At 65.0% G+C, this 16,294-nt stretch carries 15 protein-coding genes; 2 read left to right on the top strand and 13 right to left on the bottom strand.

Going from position 1 to position 16,294, the window contains the following annotated elements:
• Positions 1 to 100 precede the first annotated feature (100 nt).
• The gene (ppk1, locus tag HWX22_RS22695) at positions 101 to 2,164 is read left to right on the top strand and encodes a polyphosphate kinase 1 (RefSeq protein ID WP_059815721.1); all 2,064 of its coding nucleotides are present in this window, start codon (positions 101 to 103) and stop codon (positions 2,162 to 2,164) included.
• Positions 2,165 to 2,284: 120 nt separating this feature from the next.
• On the opposite strand, the gene phoR is transcribed toward ppk1, so the two are convergent.
• The 11 genes from phoR to HWX22_RS22640 all read right to left on the bottom strand — a co-directional run bounded on the left by phoR (position 2,285) and on the right by HWX22_RS22640 (position 14,525).
• Positions 2,285 to 3,604 (bottom strand): phosphate regulon sensor histidine kinase PhoR, encoded by a 1,320-nt coding sequence (gene phoR, locus HWX22_RS22690; protein WP_059815725.1) that lies wholly within the window; start codon positions 3,602 to 3,604, stop codon positions 2,285 to 2,287.
• A 57-nt stretch (positions 3,605 to 3,661) separates the two neighbouring features.
• Entirely contained in the window at positions 3,662 to 4,363 is a 702-nt protein-coding gene (phoB, locus tag HWX22_RS22685; RefSeq protein WP_006750313.1) for a phosphate regulon transcriptional regulator PhoB, read from the bottom strand.
• Positions 4,364 to 4,393: 30 nt separating this feature from the next.
• A complete protein-coding gene (gene phoU, locus HWX22_RS22680) occupies positions 4,394 to 5,098 on the bottom strand; it encodes a phosphate signaling complex protein PhoU (RefSeq protein ID WP_059523442.1) in 705 nt (234 codons plus the stop codon).
• Between the two features lie 18 nt (positions 5,099 to 5,116).
• Positions 5,117 to 5,965 carry a phosphate ABC transporter ATP-binding protein PstB gene (gene pstB, locus HWX22_RS22675; protein WP_059815729.1) on the bottom strand — a complete coding sequence of 283 codons (849 nt, stop codon included), beginning with the start codon at positions 5,963 to 5,965 and terminating at the stop codon, positions 5,117 to 5,119.
• Positions 5,966 to 5,980: 15 nt separating this feature from the next.
• Entirely contained in the window at positions 5,981 to 6,874 is an 894-nt protein-coding gene (pstA, locus tag HWX22_RS22670; RefSeq protein WP_175916438.1) for a phosphate ABC transporter permease PstA, read from the bottom strand.
• Entirely contained in the window at positions 6,871 to 7,854 is a 984-nt protein-coding gene (gene pstC / locus HWX22_RS22665) for a phosphate ABC transporter permease PstC (protein WP_059815732.1), read from the bottom strand. Before pstC ends, pstA begins: the two co-directional genes overlap by 4 nt.
• Positions 7,855 to 7,948: 94 nt before the next feature.
• Entirely contained in the window at positions 7,949 to 8,983 is a 1,035-nt protein-coding gene (gene pstS, locus HWX22_RS22660) for a phosphate ABC transporter substrate-binding protein PstS (protein WP_175916437.1), read from the bottom strand.
• A gap of 455 nt (positions 8,984 to 9,438) precedes the next feature.
• Complete coding sequence (gene glmM / locus HWX22_RS22655) at positions 9,439 to 10,794, bottom strand: phosphoglucosamine mutase (protein ID WP_059523459.1); 1,356 nt, start codon at positions 10,792 to 10,794, stop codon at positions 9,439 to 9,441.
• 36 nt (positions 10,795 to 10,830) lie between these two features.
• Positions 10,831 to 11,772 (bottom strand): dihydropteroate synthase, encoded by a 942-nt coding sequence (gene folP / locus HWX22_RS22650; RefSeq protein ID WP_175916436.1) that lies wholly within the window; start codon positions 11,770 to 11,772, stop codon positions 10,831 to 10,833.
• 28 nt (positions 11,773 to 11,800) lie between these two features.
• The gene (gene ftsH, locus HWX22_RS22645; RefSeq protein WP_059465595.1) at positions 11,801 to 13,696 is read right to left on the bottom strand and encodes an ATP-dependent zinc metalloprotease FtsH; all 1,896 of its coding nucleotides are present in this window, start codon (positions 13,694 to 13,696) and stop codon (positions 11,801 to 11,803) included.
• Between the two features lie 166 nt (positions 13,697 to 13,862).
• Positions 13,863 to 14,525 (bottom strand): RlmE family RNA methyltransferase, encoded by a 663-nt coding sequence (locus HWX22_RS22640; RefSeq protein ID WP_059523464.1) that lies wholly within the window; start codon positions 14,523 to 14,525, stop codon positions 13,863 to 13,865.
• Between the two features lie 193 nt (positions 14,526 to 14,718).
• On the opposite strand from HWX22_RS22640, the gene HWX22_RS22635 reads away from it, so the two are divergent.
• A complete protein-coding gene (locus tag HWX22_RS22635; RefSeq protein ID WP_059523466.1) occupies positions 14,719 to 15,246 on the top strand; it encodes a YhbY family RNA-binding protein in 528 nt (175 codons plus the stop codon).
• 58 nt (positions 15,247 to 15,304) lie between these two features.
• On the opposite strand, the gene HWX22_RS22630 is transcribed toward HWX22_RS22635, so the two are convergent.
• Together HWX22_RS22630 and greA are read right to left on the bottom strand one after the other, a co-directional pair.
• The gene (locus tag HWX22_RS22630) at positions 15,305 to 15,763 is read right to left on the bottom strand and encodes a DUF4149 domain-containing protein (protein WP_059523468.1); all 459 of its coding nucleotides are present in this window, start codon (positions 15,761 to 15,763) and stop codon (positions 15,305 to 15,307) included.
• A gap of 14 nt (positions 15,764 to 15,777) precedes the next feature.
• Positions 15,778 to 16,254 (bottom strand): transcription elongation factor GreA, encoded by a 477-nt coding sequence (gene greA / locus HWX22_RS22625; protein WP_021163362.1) that lies wholly within the window; start codon positions 16,252 to 16,254, stop codon positions 15,778 to 15,780.
• Positions 16,255 to 16,294: the final 40 nt, after the last annotated feature.

Genomic DNA, 16,294 nt, shown 5'->3' with positions numbered 1-16,294 from the left:
TCCCGATATAAATACATTATCGTCATCAGCACGTCATCGTACCGTGAGAGTTTCCGAGCGTCCTTTCGAATCATCGCCCGAATCATCCCCTACTCTGCCGATGTCCGTCCGTTATCCGCTTCTCAATCGTGAACTCGGCATCCTCGGTTTCAACGAGCGCGTGCTGGCCCAGGCGGCTGACCCGCAGATTCCGTTGCTCGAGCGCCTGCGCTTCATCTGCATCACGAGCAGCAACCTCGACGAATTTTTCGAAGTCCGGATGGCCGGCCTTCAGGAACAGATCCGCGACAACCCCGGCGCTCTGACGCCCGACGGCATGTCGCTGCAGCACGCTTACGACCTCGTCGTCGAGCGCGCGCAACGGCTCGTGCACCGCCAGTACACGATGCTGCACGAAACCGTGTTGCCCGCGCTCGAACAGGAAGGCATCTACTTCCACGCGAGCGACACGTGGAACGAAGAACAACTCGAATGGGCGCGCCGCTACTTCCTCGATGAACTGCTGCCGGTGCTGACGCCGATCGGCCTCGACCCCGCGCACCCGTTCCCGCGCGTGCTGAACAAGAGCCTGAACTTCGTCGTCGAGCTCGAGGGCCGCGACGCGTTCGGCCGCCAGGCGGTGATGGGCATCGTGCAGGCGCCGCGCGCGCTGCCGCGCGTCGTGCGCATGCCGCAGGCGCTGTCGGGCTTCGAGCACGGCTTCGTGCTGCTCAGCTCGTTCATGCAGCGCTTCGTCGGCGAACTGTTCCCGCAACTGGTCGTGAAGAGCTGCAACCAGTTTCGCATCACCCGCAACAGCGAGCTGTTCGTCGACGAGGACGAAATCACCAACCTACGCGTCGCGCTGCAGGGGGAACTGCCCGCGCGCCACCTCGGCAACGCGGTACGGCTCGAAGTGTCGGCCGACACGCCGGCGCATATCGTGCGGCGCCTGCTCGAGGAAAGCCTGCTCGGCGAGAAGGACTGCTATCGCGTGGCCGGCTCCGTGAACCTCGTGCGGCTGATGCAGATTCCCGATCTCGTTGATCGCCCCGACCTGAAGTTCTCGCCGTTCACCGCATCGATCCCGCCCGCGATCGTCAACGCGCCGACGATGTTCGACGCGATCGACGACGGCGACATCCTGCTGCACCATCCGTACGAAAGTTTCCAGCCGGTGCTCGAACTGCTGCAGCAGGCCGCGAAAGACCCGAGCGTCGTCGCGATCAAGCAGACGATCTACCGCACCGGCACCGATTCGCCGCTGATGGACGCGCTGATGGAAGCCGCGCGCAACGGCAAGGAAGTGACCGTCGTCGTCGAGCTGCTCGCGCGCTTCGACGAGGAAACCAACATCAACTGGGCGTCTCAGCTCGAAGCCGTCGGCGCGCACGTCGTGTACGGCGTGGTCGGCCACAAGTGCCACGCGAAGATGATGCTGATCGTGCGGCGCGTCGTGCAGAACGGCAAGGCGTCGCTGCGCCGCTACGTGCACCTCGGCACCGGCAACTATCACCCGCGCACCGCCCGCCTCTACACCGACTTCGGGCTGATGACGGCCGATCAGAAGATCTGCGAGGACGTCCACCACGTCTTCCAGCAACTGACCGGGATCGGCGGCGAGCTCACGCTGCACGAACTGTGGCAGTCGCCGTTCTCGCTGCATCCGCGCATCATCGAATCGATCCGCGCGGAGATCGACAACGCGCGCGCCGGCAAGCGCGCGCGCGTGGTCGCGAAGATGAACGCGCTGCTGGAGCCGTCGGTGATCGCCGCGCTGTACGAAGCGTCGCAGGCCGGCGTCAAGGTCGACCTGATCGTGCGCGGCGTGTGCGCGCTGAAGCCCGGCGTGCCGGGGCTGTCGGACAACATCACGGTGCGCTCAATCGTCGGGCGCTTCCTCGAACACCACCGCATCTACTATTTCCACGCGGACGGCGCCGAGGACGTCTATCTGTCGAGCGCCGACTGGATGGACCGCAATCTGTTCCGCCGCGTCGAAGTCGCGTTCCCGATCCGCGAGCGCAAGCTGAAGCGCCGCGTGATCGCCGAAGGGCTGTCGGTCTGCCTCGGCGACAACCAGTCGGCCTGGCAGATGCTCAGCGACGGCCACTACCGCCGGCGTCGTGCGGGCAAGACGATCCGCAACGCGCAGCTCGGGCTGCTCGCGAAGTTCTGTTCGTAAACACGGGGCGGCGCGCGGGTTCGCGTGCCGCGTCACCAAATAAAAAAGCACAGCCCGAGGGCTGTGCTTTTTTATTTGCGGCGGGATGCCGACGTGAGGCACCCGATTCGCGTCATGCGCTCACGCTTCGAACGTCGCCGGCCGGATCGCGATGATCCGCGAGGCCGGGAAGCGTGCGGTGAACGTGCTGCCGCGTCCTTCCTCGCTCTGCACGTACAGGTGCGAGTCATGCCGCTGCAGCACGTGCTTGACGATCGCGAGGCCGAGCCCCGTGCCGCCCGTATCGCGCGAGCGGCTGCGGTCGACGCGATAGAAGCGTTCGGTCAGGCGCGGCAGGTCGGCCGCCGGGATGCCGAAGCCGCTGTCGGTGACGGAAAACACGCCTTGCGCGCCCTCGCGCCGCCACGACACGAGAATCTTGCCGCCGTCCGGCGTATAGCGGATCGCGTTGGTCACGAGATTCGCGAACGCACTGAACACTTCGGTCTGCGCGCCCGTGACGCCGAGCGTCTCGTCGATCGTGAACGCGATCTCGTGATGCCCGTTCGACAGCGTCTGCGCATCTTCCTTCAGATGGTCGAATACGGCACGCATGTCGATCGCGTGATCCATCGGCGGCTTGCTTTCGCCCTCGAGCTTCGCGAGCACCAGCAGATCGGTGACGATGTGCCGCATCCGCGACGCCTGCTGCTCCATCATCTCGAGATAGCGCGCGCGATCCTCCTCGTTCAGCGGCAGTTCGCGCATCGTCTCGAGGAAGCCCGACAGCACGGTGAGCGGCGTCTTCAGTTCGTGCGACACGTTCGCGACGAAGTCGCGCCGCATCGCGTCGGTCCGCTCGAGCTCCGTGATGTCCTGCGTGAGCAGCAGCTTGCGGTTCTCGCCGTACGGAAACACCTGCACTTCCAGCACGTTCTGCCGCGAGTCGCCCATCCCGCGCATCACGAGCGTCTCGTCGTAATGCTGCGCATTCAGGTAGCGGACGAACTCCGGATGACGAACCAGATTCGTGATGTGCTGCCGCAGGTCGCGCTTCGCGTCGAGGCCGAAATGCACCTCCGCGATCGCGTTGCACCACTCGATCTGGTCATGGTCGTCGAGCATCGCGACGCCGTTCGGCGACGCCTGGATCGCCTGGATGAAGCGCGAATGCTGCTGCTCGACCTGCCGCACCTGCGCATGCCACTGCTTCGCGAGCTTGTGCAGCCGGTAGTAGATTTCACCCCAGATGCCCGGTGCGCTCGGCACCTCGCCGTAGACGGGCGCATCGAGCAGACGCCACAGGCGTTGCGTATGGAAGGTGCTGAAGAAGCCCTGCGCGACCAGCATCACGACCGCGAACCCGAGGCCTGCGATCGGGCCGGCGAACACGCCGACCAATACGCTGATCAGCACGAGCAGCATGAGCGACACGAGAAAGCGCGCCCAGATGATGTTCATGATTCAGCGCCCGAAAGAATGAACGGCATGCCGTGGCACACGGCATGTCCGGATACGTTACGCGTGCTTGGCGAGCCGGTAGCCGCTGCCGCGCACGGTCTCGATCATCGCATCGCAACCGGCCGGTTTCAAGGCCGCGCGCAATCGTTTGATATGGACGTCGACGGTGCGCTCCTCGACGAACACGTGATCGCCCCAGACCTGATCGAGCAGTTGCGTGCGGCTGTGCACGCGCTCCGGATGCGTCATGAAGAAATGCAGCAGGCGGAATTCGGTCGGGCCGAGATCGAGCTTGATCTCGCTGCCGTCGCCGTGCGCGGCAACCCGATGCGTGGCCGGATCGAGGCGCAGCCCGTTGATCGACACGACGTCCTCGGTCAGCTGCGGCGCGCGGCGGCGCAGCACGGCCTTGATGCGCGCCATCAGTTCCTTCGGCGAGAACGGCTTCGTCACGTAGTCGTCCGCGCCGATTTCGAGGCCGAGCACCTTGTCCTGCTCGTCGCCGCGCGCGGTCAGCATGATGATCGGGATGTGCTTGGTCCGTTCGTTGTTGCGCAGGTCGCGCGCGAACGCAATGCCGGACTTGCCCGGCAGCATCCAGTCGAGCAGCACGAGATCGGGCAGCACGTCGCTGATCAGGTTCTGCGCCTGCTCGGCGTTGTACGCGCGGATCGGGCAGTGACCGGCATGCTGGAGATTCACCGAGATCAGTTCGGAAATCGCGGGCTCATCTTCGACGACGAGAATGTTGCTGGGCATCGGCACCTCTGTTCTTCCTTACGGAGTCGATTAACTGTTGGCTTCGCGATCGAGCGTGTCGCGCGGCTGGTGCCGCACGTCGGTGCCCTTCACGATGTAGATGATGAATTCGGCGATGTTCTTCGCGTGGTCGCCGATCCGTTCGATCGCCTTCGCGATGAACAGGTACTCGAGGCCGACCGAGATCGTGCGCGGGTCTTCCTGCATGTACGACACGAGCTTGCGCACGAACGCGCGGAATTCGAGGTCGATTTCCTTGTCGTCCTTGACGATCTGCGCGGCCGCCACCGTATCGAGGCGCGCGAACGCGTCGAGCGCGCGGCGCAGGATCGTCACGGCCATCTCGCCCGACACCTTGATCTCGGCGATGTTCACCGCACGCGCGGCCGGCTCGTCGATCAGGCGGCGCACGCGCTTCGCGATCTTCTCGGCCTCGTCGCCGGCGCGCTCGAGGTTCGTAATCGTTTTCGAAATCGACATCAGAAGACGCAGGTCGCGCGCGGCTGGCTGCCTCCGCGCGATGATGTTGCCGCACTCCTGGTCGATGTCGACTTCCATCGCGTTCAGCGTTTCCTCGGCCGCGATCACCTTCTCGGCCGTCTCGCGGTCGAATTCGTTCAGCGCATGCATCGCGCCGACGATCTGCGACTCGACGAGCCCGCCCATTTCCAGCACTTTCGACGACACGGCATTCAGGTCCGCGTCGAACTGGCTCGACAGATGTTTATCCGACATGGTTGTGATTCTCCGTCATCAGCCGAAACGGCCGGTGATGTAGTCTTCCGTTTCCTTGCGCACCGGCTTGATGAAGATCTTTTCGGTTTCGCCGAATTCGATCAGCTCGCCCAGGTACATGTAGGCCGTGTAGTCCGAGCAGCGCGCGGCCTGCTGCATGTTGTGCGTGACGATCACGACCGTGTAGTCGCTCTTCAGCTCCGCGATCAGCTCCTCGATGCGGCCCGTCGAGATCGGGTCGAGCGCCGAGCACGGCTCGTCGAGCAGCAGCACTTCCGGACGGATCGCGATACCGCGCGCGATGCACAGACGCTGTTGCTGGCCGCCGGACAGCCCGTAGCCGCTCTGGCTCAGCTTGTCCTTCACTTCGTTCCACAGCGCGGCCTTCGTCAGCGCCCACTCGACGCGATCGTCCATCTCCGAGCGCGTGAGCTTCTCGAACATCTTCACGCCGAACGCGATGTTGTCGTAGATCGACATCGGGAACGGGGTCGGCTTCTGGAACACCATGCCGATCCGCGCGCGCAGCAGCGAGATGTCGCGCTTGGTGGTCAGCAGGTTCTCGCCGTCCATCAGGATTTCGCCTTCGGCGCGCTGCTCCGGATAGAGCGCGTACATCTTGTTGAACGTGCGCAGGAGCGTCGACTTGCCGCAACCCGACGGACCGATGAACGCCGTCACCTTCCCTTCGGGAATGCGCAGGTTGATGTTCTTCAGCGCGTGGAACTTGTTGTAGAAGAAGTTGAGGTTGTTGACCTCGATCTTCGCGTTCAGCGGCGCCAGCGGACGGCCATGTGCCGCATCTTGCGTGCCGGCGGGCGCAGCGGTGCGCTCGACGGGATTCAGGTGGCTTTCTGCCATATTCATCGGATTGCTCCGCCGTTACTTTTTCGAGAAGATCGAACGCGCCAGGATGTTAAGTCCGAGCACCCCGAGCGTGATCAGGAACACGCCCGCCCATGCGAGCGACTGCCATTCGGCGAACGGGCTCATCGCGAACTTGTAGATCGTGACGGGCAGGTTCGCCATCGGCTGGCTCATGTCCCACGAGAAGAACTGGTTCGACAGCGCGGTGAAAAGCAGCGGCGCCGTTTCGCCGGCGATCCGCGCGACCGCGAGCAGCACGCCCGTCACGATCCCGCCGACCGACGCGCGCAGCGTGATCTTCAACACCATCCGCCACTTCGGCGTGCCGAGCGCGACGGCTGCTTCGCGCAGCGCGTTCGGCACCAGCTTCAGCATGTTCTCGGTCGTGCGGATCACGATCGGAATCTGCAGCAGCGCCAGCGCGATCACGCCGGCCCAGCCCGAGAAGCGCCCCGACTTCGCGACGACGATCGCGTAGACGAACAGCCCGATGACGATCGACGGCGCCGACAGCAGGATGTCGTTGATGAAGCGGATCGTGCTCGCCAGCAGGTTCTTCTGGCCGTATTCGGCAAGATAGACGCCCGCGAGGATGCCGATCGGCGTGCCGACCAGCGTGCCGAAACCGCACAGCAGCAGGCTGCCGACGATCGCGTTCGCCAGGCCGCCGCCTTCCGTGTTCGGTGCCGGCGTCGATTCGGTGAACAGCTGCAGCGACAGACCGCCGACGCCGAGATGCACCGTGGTGTAGAGAATCCACACGAGCCACAACAGGCCGAACGCCATCGCGGCGAGCGACGCGGTCAGCGCGATCGCGTTGGTCACCTTGCGCTTGCGCTGCAGGCGGTTGCGCATCGCGTCGAGCGCGGCGCCATTCGGTCCCGGGAAATTCATGACGGGCTCGCTCATTTCTTGCCCTCTCCCTTCTCGAGACGAAGCAGCAGCAGTTTGGAGATGGACAGCACGATGAACGTGATCACGAACAGGATCAAGCCCAGTTCCATCAGCGCGGACGTATGCAGGCCCGGTTGCGCTTCCGCGAATTCGTTCGCGAGCGCCGACGTGATGCTGTTGCCCGGCGCGAACAGCGACACGCTGTCGAGCAGGTTGGTGTTGCCGATCACGAAGGTCACGGCCATCGTTTCGCCGAGCGCGCGGCCGAGGCCGAGCATCACGCCGCCGATCACGCCGGTCTTCGTGTAGGGCAGCACGACTTTCCACATCACTTCCCACGTCGTGCAGCCGATCCCGTAAGCCGATTCCTTCAGCAGCACGGGCGTGACTTCGAACACGTCGCGCATCACCGACGCGATGTACGGGATGATCATGATCGCGAGGATCACGCCGGCCGCGAGAATGCCGATGCCGATCGGCGGGCCCGACGTCAGCGGACCGAGCACCCACACGTCCTTGAAGAGACGGCCGATCGGCTTCTGGAAGTATTCGGCGAAGATCGGCGCGAACACGAGCAGGCCCCACATGCCGTACACGATCGACGGAATCGCGGCGAGCAGCTCGATCGCGATGCCGAGCGGGCGACGCAGCCACACGGGCGACAATTCGGTGAGGAACAGTGCGATGCCGAAGCTGACGGGCACCGCGATGACGAGCGCGATGAGCGACGTCACGATCGTGCCGTAGATCGGCACGACCGCGCCGTAAATATCCGAGTTCGGATCCCACTCGGTTTGCAACAAGAAGCCGAGGCCGAACTTCTGGATGGTCGGCATCGACGCAATGATCAGGGAAACGATGATCCCGCCCAGCAGCAGCAGGGTCACGATCGCGGCCAGCCGTGCGAGGCCGCCGAACAGAACGTCTCCGAGACGGCTCGGCGCGCGTTGCTGCGCGGCATCGGACCGGGAAGACGTGTAGGAAATATCAGACATGGGCGCCTGTTCTGGATCGCCGGGCGCCGTGACGCCCGGCCTTACCGCACGCACTGCCCGGCCGGCACGGCCGGGCAGCGAACCGCTGGATTGCTTACTCCGTGGCGACCGGCTTGCCCGATGCGTCCGTCACCTTCGTCTTCCACTGCTTGCGGATTTCCGTCTCGACCGTCGCCGGCAGCGAGATGTAGTCGAGGCTGTCGGCTGCCTTCTCGCCGTTCTTGAACGCCCAGCTGAAGAACTTCAGCGTTTCGGCGCCCTGCTCCGGCTTGTCCTGCTTCGCGTGCAGCAGCACGAACGTCGCGCCGACGACCGGCCATGCTTCCTTGCCCGGCTGGTTCGTCAGGATCTGGTAGAACGACTTCGACCAGTTCGCGCCGGCAGCAGCGGCCTTGAACGTTTCGGTCTTCGGCTCGACCACCGTGCCCGTCGAGTTCTTCAGGGCCGTATAGGTCATGTTGTTCTTCTTGGCATACGCCCACTCGACGTAGCCGATCGCGCCCGGCAGGCGCTGCACGAAGGCCGCGACGCCGTCGTTGCCCTTGCCGCCCGTGCCCGTCGGCCAGTTGACCGTCGTGCCTTCCCCGATCTTCGACTTCCACTCGTCGTTGACCTTCGACAGGTAGTTCGTCCAGATGAAGCTCGTGCCCGAGCCGTCAGCACGGCGAACGACCGCGATGTCCGTATCCGGCAGCTTGACCTTCGGGTTCAGCGCGGCGATCGCCGGGTCGTTCCACTTCTTGATCTTGCCGAGGTAGATGTCGCCGAGCACCGGGCCCGACAGCGTCAGTTCGCCGGCCTTCACGCCCGGCACGTTGACGACCGGCACCACGCCGCCGACCACCGTCGGGAACTGGAACAGGCCTTCCTTCGCGAGTTCTTCATCCTTCAACGGAGCGTCCGAACCGGCAAAATCGACCGTCTTCGCGTTGATCTGCTTGAGGCCGCCCGACGAACCGATACCCTGGTAGTTCACCTTCGCGCCGCCGGCCTGCTGGTAGTCAGCAGCCCATTTCGTATAAATCGGCATCGCGAACGTGCTGCCTGCGCCCGTGATGTCGGCAGCTTGCGCGGCGACTGCGAAAAGCGCGCCAGTCAGGCCGGCAATCGCGGTTTGCATCAATTTCATGAGACCTCCAGTGTGTGAGCGGATGACTACGGCACCGCGAAGGTTAGGGGCTCCTCATGACGATAATGTGACAATCGATGAAACTGGCGTGACAGTAACATGACTGGTTGAAAGGGTGTATCGGGCCCTGTGCGGGCGGCCGCGCAGGGGCAGCGCGGCGGGAAATGACGGCAAGAATTGCCGGTCAGGAAGGGCTGTGCGGCACCCGCCGATGCGAGGTCCGGAGCGAATCGTGTTCACCGCACATGGGGCAGGAAACCCTTTGCGGCGGTCATCACGATTCAGGGTCGGATGTTTTCTTGCGTCAGACGAAATCCGCGCCGAAGTCATCCTCTATTTAATAGCGCAAACCTTTGCGTCTGACGAATTGCGGCGCCCGAGGGCGCCGCTTGTCGAATCATCGGAGAGGCGGCGCGCGCACGGCCGGACCGGTCGCGCGCCGTCACCGATTCGGCTCAGCTCGTCGCCGCGCGCACCGCGTCGGCGATCGCTTCCGCGTGGCGGGTCGCGTCCGCCGCATGCTGGGCCTCGACCATCACACGCAGCACGGGCTCGGTGCCCGATGCGCGGATCAGCACTCGGCCGCGGCCGGCGAGCGCGCTTTCGGCTGCGTCGATCGCCGCGCGAATCGATGCGCTGCCCTTCCAGTCGGCACCCGGCTTCATCCGCACGTTGATCAGCTTCTGTGGGAACAGCGTGACGCCGTCAAGCATCTGTGCAAGCGTGCGGCCGCTGCGCTTGAGCGCGGCCAGCACGAGCAGCGCCGACACGATGCCGTCGCCGGTCGAATGGCGGTCGAGCGACAGGATGTGGCCCGAGCCTTCCGCACCGAGCTGCCAGCCGCGCTCGCGCAACTGTTCGAGCACGTAGCGATCGCCGACGGCCGCCCGCACGAACTGCACGCCCTCGCGCTGCAGCGCGACCTCGACCGCGAGGTTCGTCATCAGCGTGCCGACCGCGCCGTCGACCTTGCCGGCGGTCGCAATCCGGTCCTTCACGAGTACGTAGAGCAATTCGTCGCCGTTGTACAGCCGGCCCGTCGCATCCACGACCTGCAGGCGGTCCGCATCGCCGTCGAGCGCGATGCCGAGGTCCGCATGGTTCGCCCGCACCGCACGCACCAGTGCGTCGGGCGCCGTTGCGCCGACACCGTCGTTGATGTTGAAGCCGTTCGGCGCGACGCCAATCGGGATGACGTCCGCGCCGAGTTCGTGGAATACGTGCGGCGCGATCTGGTACGCGGCGCCGTGGGCGCAGTCGATCACGAGCTTCAGCCCGCGCAGGTCGTATGCGGCCGGGAACGTGCTCTTGCAGAATTCGATGTAGCGGCCGGCCGCGTCGTCGAGGCGACGCGCCTTGCCGAGCCGGTCCGACGACGCGCATTCGAGCGGCTTGTCGAGCCATGCCTCGATCTCGGCCTCGGTATCGTCCGGCAGCTTGTTGCCGTCGGCGGAGAAGAACTTGATCCCGTTGTCCTGATACGGGTTGTGCGATGCGCTGATCACGACACCGGCCGACAGGCGCAGCGCGCGCGTCAGGTACGCGACGCCCGGCGTCGGCATCGGGCCGGCCAGCATCACGTCCACGCCAGCCGCCGAAAAACCGGCCTCGAGCGCGGCCTCGAGCATGTAGCCCGACACGCGCGTGTCCTTGCCGATCAGCACCGTCGGACGCGCACCCGCCGCGACGTCGGCCGCGCCGGCCAGCACCTTGCCGGCCGCATAGCCGAGACGCAACACGAAATCAGGCGTGATGGGCGCCTCGCCCACCGTGCCGCGAATGCCGTCCGTGCCGAAATATCGACGTCCCATGGCGAACCTTCCTCCTTCGTCTTTCTGACTTCTGACTTATCGTTGCCGCGCGGCTTCGCGCACGGCGTTCCAGACCTTCAGCGCATCGACCGTCGCCGCGACGTCGTGCACACGCACGATCGCCGCGCCGCGCCCGACTGCGCACAATGCTGCCGCGACGCTCGCCGCGACGCGTTCGATCGGCGGCTTGCCGCCGATCACCGCGCCGAGCATCGACTTGCGCGACATGCCCGCGAGAATCGGATATGCGCGCCCGTCGGGCCGCGCGGGCGCCGTGTCCGGCAACGCGGCCAGCAGCGCGTAGTTGTCGTCGACCACCGCCTTGCCGAATCCAAACCCGGGATCGACGCAGATCCGTTCCGCTGCGACGCCCGCGTCGCGCAGCGCCTGTGCGCGTGTGGCGAGAAAGTCGCGCACGTCGGTCACGACGTCGCCGTAGTCGGGCTCGCCGACCTGCATCGTCTGCGGCTCGCCGAGCATGTGCATCGCGCACAGTCCGCTGTTACCTTCACGAACCGCGTCGATCGCACCCGGCTGGCGGAACCCCCAGATGTCGTTGATCATATCCGCGCCGGCAGCGAGCGCCGCACGCATCACGGCAGGCTTGTAGGTGTCGATCGACAGCGGCACGTTCAACGGCCGCAGTGCTTCGACGAGCGGGATCACGCGCGCGAGTTCCTCGTCGAGCGGCACGGGCGGCGCACCGGGGCGCGTCGACTCGCCGCCGATGTCGATCAGGTCGACGCCTTCGGCGATCATCCGCTCGGCCTGGCGCAGCGCATCGTCGCGCGCGAGGAAGCGGCCGCCGTCGGAAAACGAATCGGGGGTGGCGTTGAGAATGCCCATCACGCGCGGGCGTTCGAACGTCAGCGAGAAACGGCCGCACTGGAGCGGCGCGGGAATGGAGGCTGAAACTGCGGATTCAGGCACGGGCGGGAGGTGTTGATGAATGCAAAACGGGCCGGTGTGAAGCCACACCAGCCCGTGAACGGTGCTACGGCGAAGGTCAGGCCGGCGAAGCAGGCGCCGGCGCGTTGCCGGGCTTCACTTCGGCGGCCGTGCCGCCACCCGAGGAATCGCCGCCAACGGCCGGCGAGCTCTTCGGCGAGCGCGGCGGACGCCCTTCCATGATGTCGTTGATCTGATCGGCGTCAATCGTCTCCCACTCCATCAGCGCGGCTGTCATTGCCTCGACCTTGTCGCGGTTCTCTTCGAGCAGGCGACGCGCAAGGCCGTACTGCTCGTCGAGCACGCGGCGGATTTCGCCGTCGACCTTCTGCTGCGTCGCTTCCGAGATCGTGCGGGTGAAGCCGCGGCCGAACGGGCCGCTGTCGTTCTCGTCGTCGACGTAGACCATCGGTCCGAGCGCGTCGGTCATGCCGAAACGCGCCACCATCGCACGCGCCGTCTGCGTCGCCTTGTTGAAGTCGTCCGACGCGCCGGTGCTGATCAGGTTCAGGAACAGCTCCTCGGCCACGCGGCCGCCGAACAGGATCGCCAGACGGTCGAGCAGGTAGTCCTTCGAGTACGTCTCATTGTCATGCTCGGGCAGCTGCCACGTGACACCCAGCGCGCGACCGCGCGGGATGATCGTGACCTTGTGCACCGGGTCGGCCTTCGGCAGCAGCTTCGCGATCACAGCGTGGCCCGACTCGTGGTAAGCCGTCGCACGCTTCGCTTCTTCGCGAATCACCGCCGACTTGCGCTCCGGACCCATGAAGATCTTGTCCTTCGCGTCCTCGAAATCCTGCATCTCGACGATGCGCTTGCCACGGCGGGCGGCGAACAGCGCCGCTTCGTTCACGAGGTTCGCGAGATCGGCGCCCGAGAAGCCCGGCGTGCCGCGTGCGATGACCGCCGCGTCGACGTCGTTCGCGATCGGTACCTTGCGCAGGTGCACGCGCATGATCTGCTCGCGGCCGCGAATGTCCGGCAGGCCGACATAGACCTGGCGGTCGAAACGGCCCGGACGCAGCAGCGCCTTGTCGAGCACATCGGAACGGTTGGTCGCGGCGATCACGATCACGCCCGAGTTCGCTTCGAAGCCGTCCATCTCGACCAGCATCTGGTTCAGCGTCTGCTCGCGCTCGTCGTTGCCGCCGCCCATGCCGGCGCCGCGATGACGGCCGACCGCGTCGATTTCGTCGATGAACACGATGCACGGTGCGTGCTTCTTCGCCTGCTCGAACATGTCGCGCACACGGGCCGCGCCGACGCCGACGAACATTTCGACGAAGTCGGAACCCGAGATGCTGAAGAACGGCACCTTCGCTTCACCGGCGATCGCGCGGGCGAGCAGCGTCTTGCCGGTACCCGGAGGGCCGACGAGCAGCACGCCGCGCGGAATGCGACCGCCCAGCTTCTGGAATTTCTGCGGGTCGCGCAGGAAGTCGACGAGCTCGGACACTTCTTCCTTCGCTTCGTCGCAGCCTGCGACGTCGGAGAAGTTCACCGCGTTGTTGTTCTCGTCGATCAGCCGCGCACGCGATTTCCCGAACGAAAATGCGCCGCCTTTGCCGCCTCCCTGCATCTGCCTCATCATGTAGAACCAGAACACGATGATCAGGATCGTCGGCCCGAGGTAGTACAACGCGGACATCAGCGCGTTCGGCTCGTCATCGGCCTTGCCGCTGACCTGCACGCCGTACTTCATCAGATCGCCGACCATCCAGATGTCGCCGGGCGACACGATCTGGTATTTCTGGCCATCAGCCGGAGTGACGGTGAGGTTGCGCCCCTGCACGATGACGTTCTTGACCTTGCCGTTCTTGGCGTCGTCCATGAACTGCGAATAGGACACACCTTCCTGGACGCGGGGCTTGTCGAACTGCTTGAACACCGTAAACAGCACCAGTGCGATCACCAGCCACACTGCTGCCTTCGAAAACATATTGTTGTTCAAAGCACCACTCCTTCACTCGTAGACGAGCGCCTACATTTTCCTTGCGGCGCTCCTCGGTCATTCTAATCCAGTCCGACCACCCCTGCCATAAGCATTGACAACCGTCGCGATAGCGCTTCGCTTGTCTGGCAAGGGCCGGAGCCCGTTTGCGGCACCGCGCCCCGCGTCACCGCGGATGCTTCAGTTGCCGGCCCAAAATGAACGTTTCGGACGATTTGTCGCGGGACGCCTTCGGCTTGCGCGGCGCGACGATCTTAAACTGCTGTTTGAACTTTTCGACGATCTGGCTGTAGCCGCTGCCGTGGAAACACTTCACGAGCAGCGCACCTTCCGGCTTCAGATGATTCTGCGCAAATTCGAGCGCCAGATCGCACAGATGCTCGATGCGCGCCGCGTCCGCCGAGGCCACGCCCGAGAGGTTGGGGGCCATGTCCGAAATAACAAGGTCCACCGAGCGGCCTTCGAGCACTTCCTCGAGCCGGTGAAGGACCTCGTCCTCACGGAAGTCGCCCTGGAGGAAGTGGACGTCGGCGATCGGTTCCATCGGCAGGATGTCGAGCGCGACGATCGTGCCGTCGATGCCGCCTTCGCGCTCCGCGTCACGCTTCTTGCCCTGCGCGAGCTTGTTGCGGGCATACTGGCTCCAGCTGCCCGGCGTCGCGCCGAGATCGACGATCACCTGGCCCGGACGGATCAGCTTGTCCTGCTCGTCGATTTCCTTCAGCTTGTACGCGGCACGCGCGCGATAGCCCTCCCGCTGCGCCATTTTGACGTACGGGTCGTTGATGTGGTCGTGCAGCCAGTGCTGGTTAAAGCGGTTTTTTGCCATTCGAGAGAGAGATTGCTGCTATTTGCTTCGTGAAGCCGTGCTTTTGGCGGATAATACGCGTCTTCTTCGCGCGGCTGCGGCCCCTTCCGGGCCCAAGCCGCGATTTTACGTGGTTTCGGCGCGCGGCTGATGCGGTAACTTCCCGCGATTCGCTTCTGATGCAGCGCGCCCCTATTTAGATTTCGACATTTCCATGCCCGCCCTTTCGCTTTCCCCCGCCGAGCGCTCCGCGCTGCGCTCCCAGGCCCATGCGCTCAAGCCCGTCGTGCTGATCGGCGCCGACGGGCTGACCGACGCCGTGCTGAAGGAAATCAAGGTGCACCTCGCCGCGCACCAGTTGATCAAGATCCGCGTGTTCGGTGACGAGCGCGACGAGCGCGTCGCCATTTACGACGAGATCTGCGACCGCCTGAACGCGGCGCCGATCCAGCACATCGGCAAGCTGCTGGTGATCTGGAAGCCCGAGGCTGCCGTGGCGGCCCCGGCCCGCGGCCGTCGTGCCGGCGCGCTGCCGAGCGCGGCCGAAGCCGTCGACGACAAGAAAGGCCGTGCGCCGCGCACCGTCAAGGTCGTCAAGGTGTCGCCGAACGCGAGCCCCGTGCGCCGTCCGAGGCCGGTAAAGGTCACGGTGCGCGGCAACGAGCGCGTGACGGCGGGCGGCACCGTGAAGCGTGCGAAAAAGCGTCAGGCCAGCACGAAGCGGCCGCACCAAGGCAAGTAATCCTGCCGCGCGGCACGGGGCACCCCGTGCCGCCCTGCCGGTGCGGCGCACACGCCGTTCAGGCGTCTCGCGCCGGCAAACGCCAGATCAGCATCAGCCCCAGCACGCTCTCGACGAGATAGAACAGGCTCGACACGCCGTGCAGCATCCCGAAGCGGCTCGCATACGGCGAGTTCGCGATATCGGTGCCCGCCTCCATCGCGGCCACCCGCAGCGCGTTCATGAACGGCTGCAGCGCAAAATACCCGACCAGCACGCACGCGACCATCGCCGCGACGATCCAGCGCACGCGCCGGTAATCGCCGCTGCCGCGCCGCACCTGCTGGTTCGACAGCGCGAGCAGCAACACGCCGCATACGACACCGAGGATCGCCTCGATGCGAAACAACTGGGCAGCGACCGAGCCGGCCGTCATCCGCTCCAGCGTCTTGAACAGCACGGGCGCGACCGCATACCCGATCGTCAGCAGGCTGCCGACCCACACGGCCGACAGCAGACGGAACACGCGATGCGGCATCACGTCGCCCCGCTTCAGATGTAGCTGACCGAGATGATTTCGTATTCGCGCACGCCGCTCGGCGCCTGCACGGCCGCGACGTCGCCTTCGGACTTGCCGATCAGCGCGCGCGCGATCGGCGAGCTGACCGAGATCAGGCCGTGATCGATGTCGGCTTCGTCGTCGCCGACGATCTGGTACTTGACGGTGTCGCCGGACTCGAGATCCTCGAGTTCGACCGTCGATGCGAAGACCACGCGGCCTTCAGCGTCGAGCACGGTGGGATCGATGACCTGCGCGGCCGAAAGCTTCGATTCGATTTCCGCGATGCGACCCTCGATGAAGCCCTGCTTTTCTTTCGCAGCGTCGTATTCGGCGTTTTCGGACAGATCGCCCTGTGCGCGGGCCTCCGCGATCGCGTTGATCACGGCCGGCCGCTCGACGGACTTGAGGCGCTGCAATTCATCGCGCAGTTGCTCTGCGCCACGCTTTGTCAACGGAATGGTGCTCATAAACGGCTCAATCGCTAAAAACGGCTATAAAAAAAATCAC

The sequence above is a fragment of the Burkholderia sp. BCC1638 genome (genome assembly GCF_902833195.1).
Taxonomy (GTDB): Bacteria; Pseudomonadota; Gammaproteobacteria; order Burkholderiales; family Burkholderiaceae; genus Burkholderia; species Burkholderia diffusa.
Note: the sequence above shows the minus strand (reverse complement) of the source record. Positions and strands in the feature narration are given on the sequence as shown.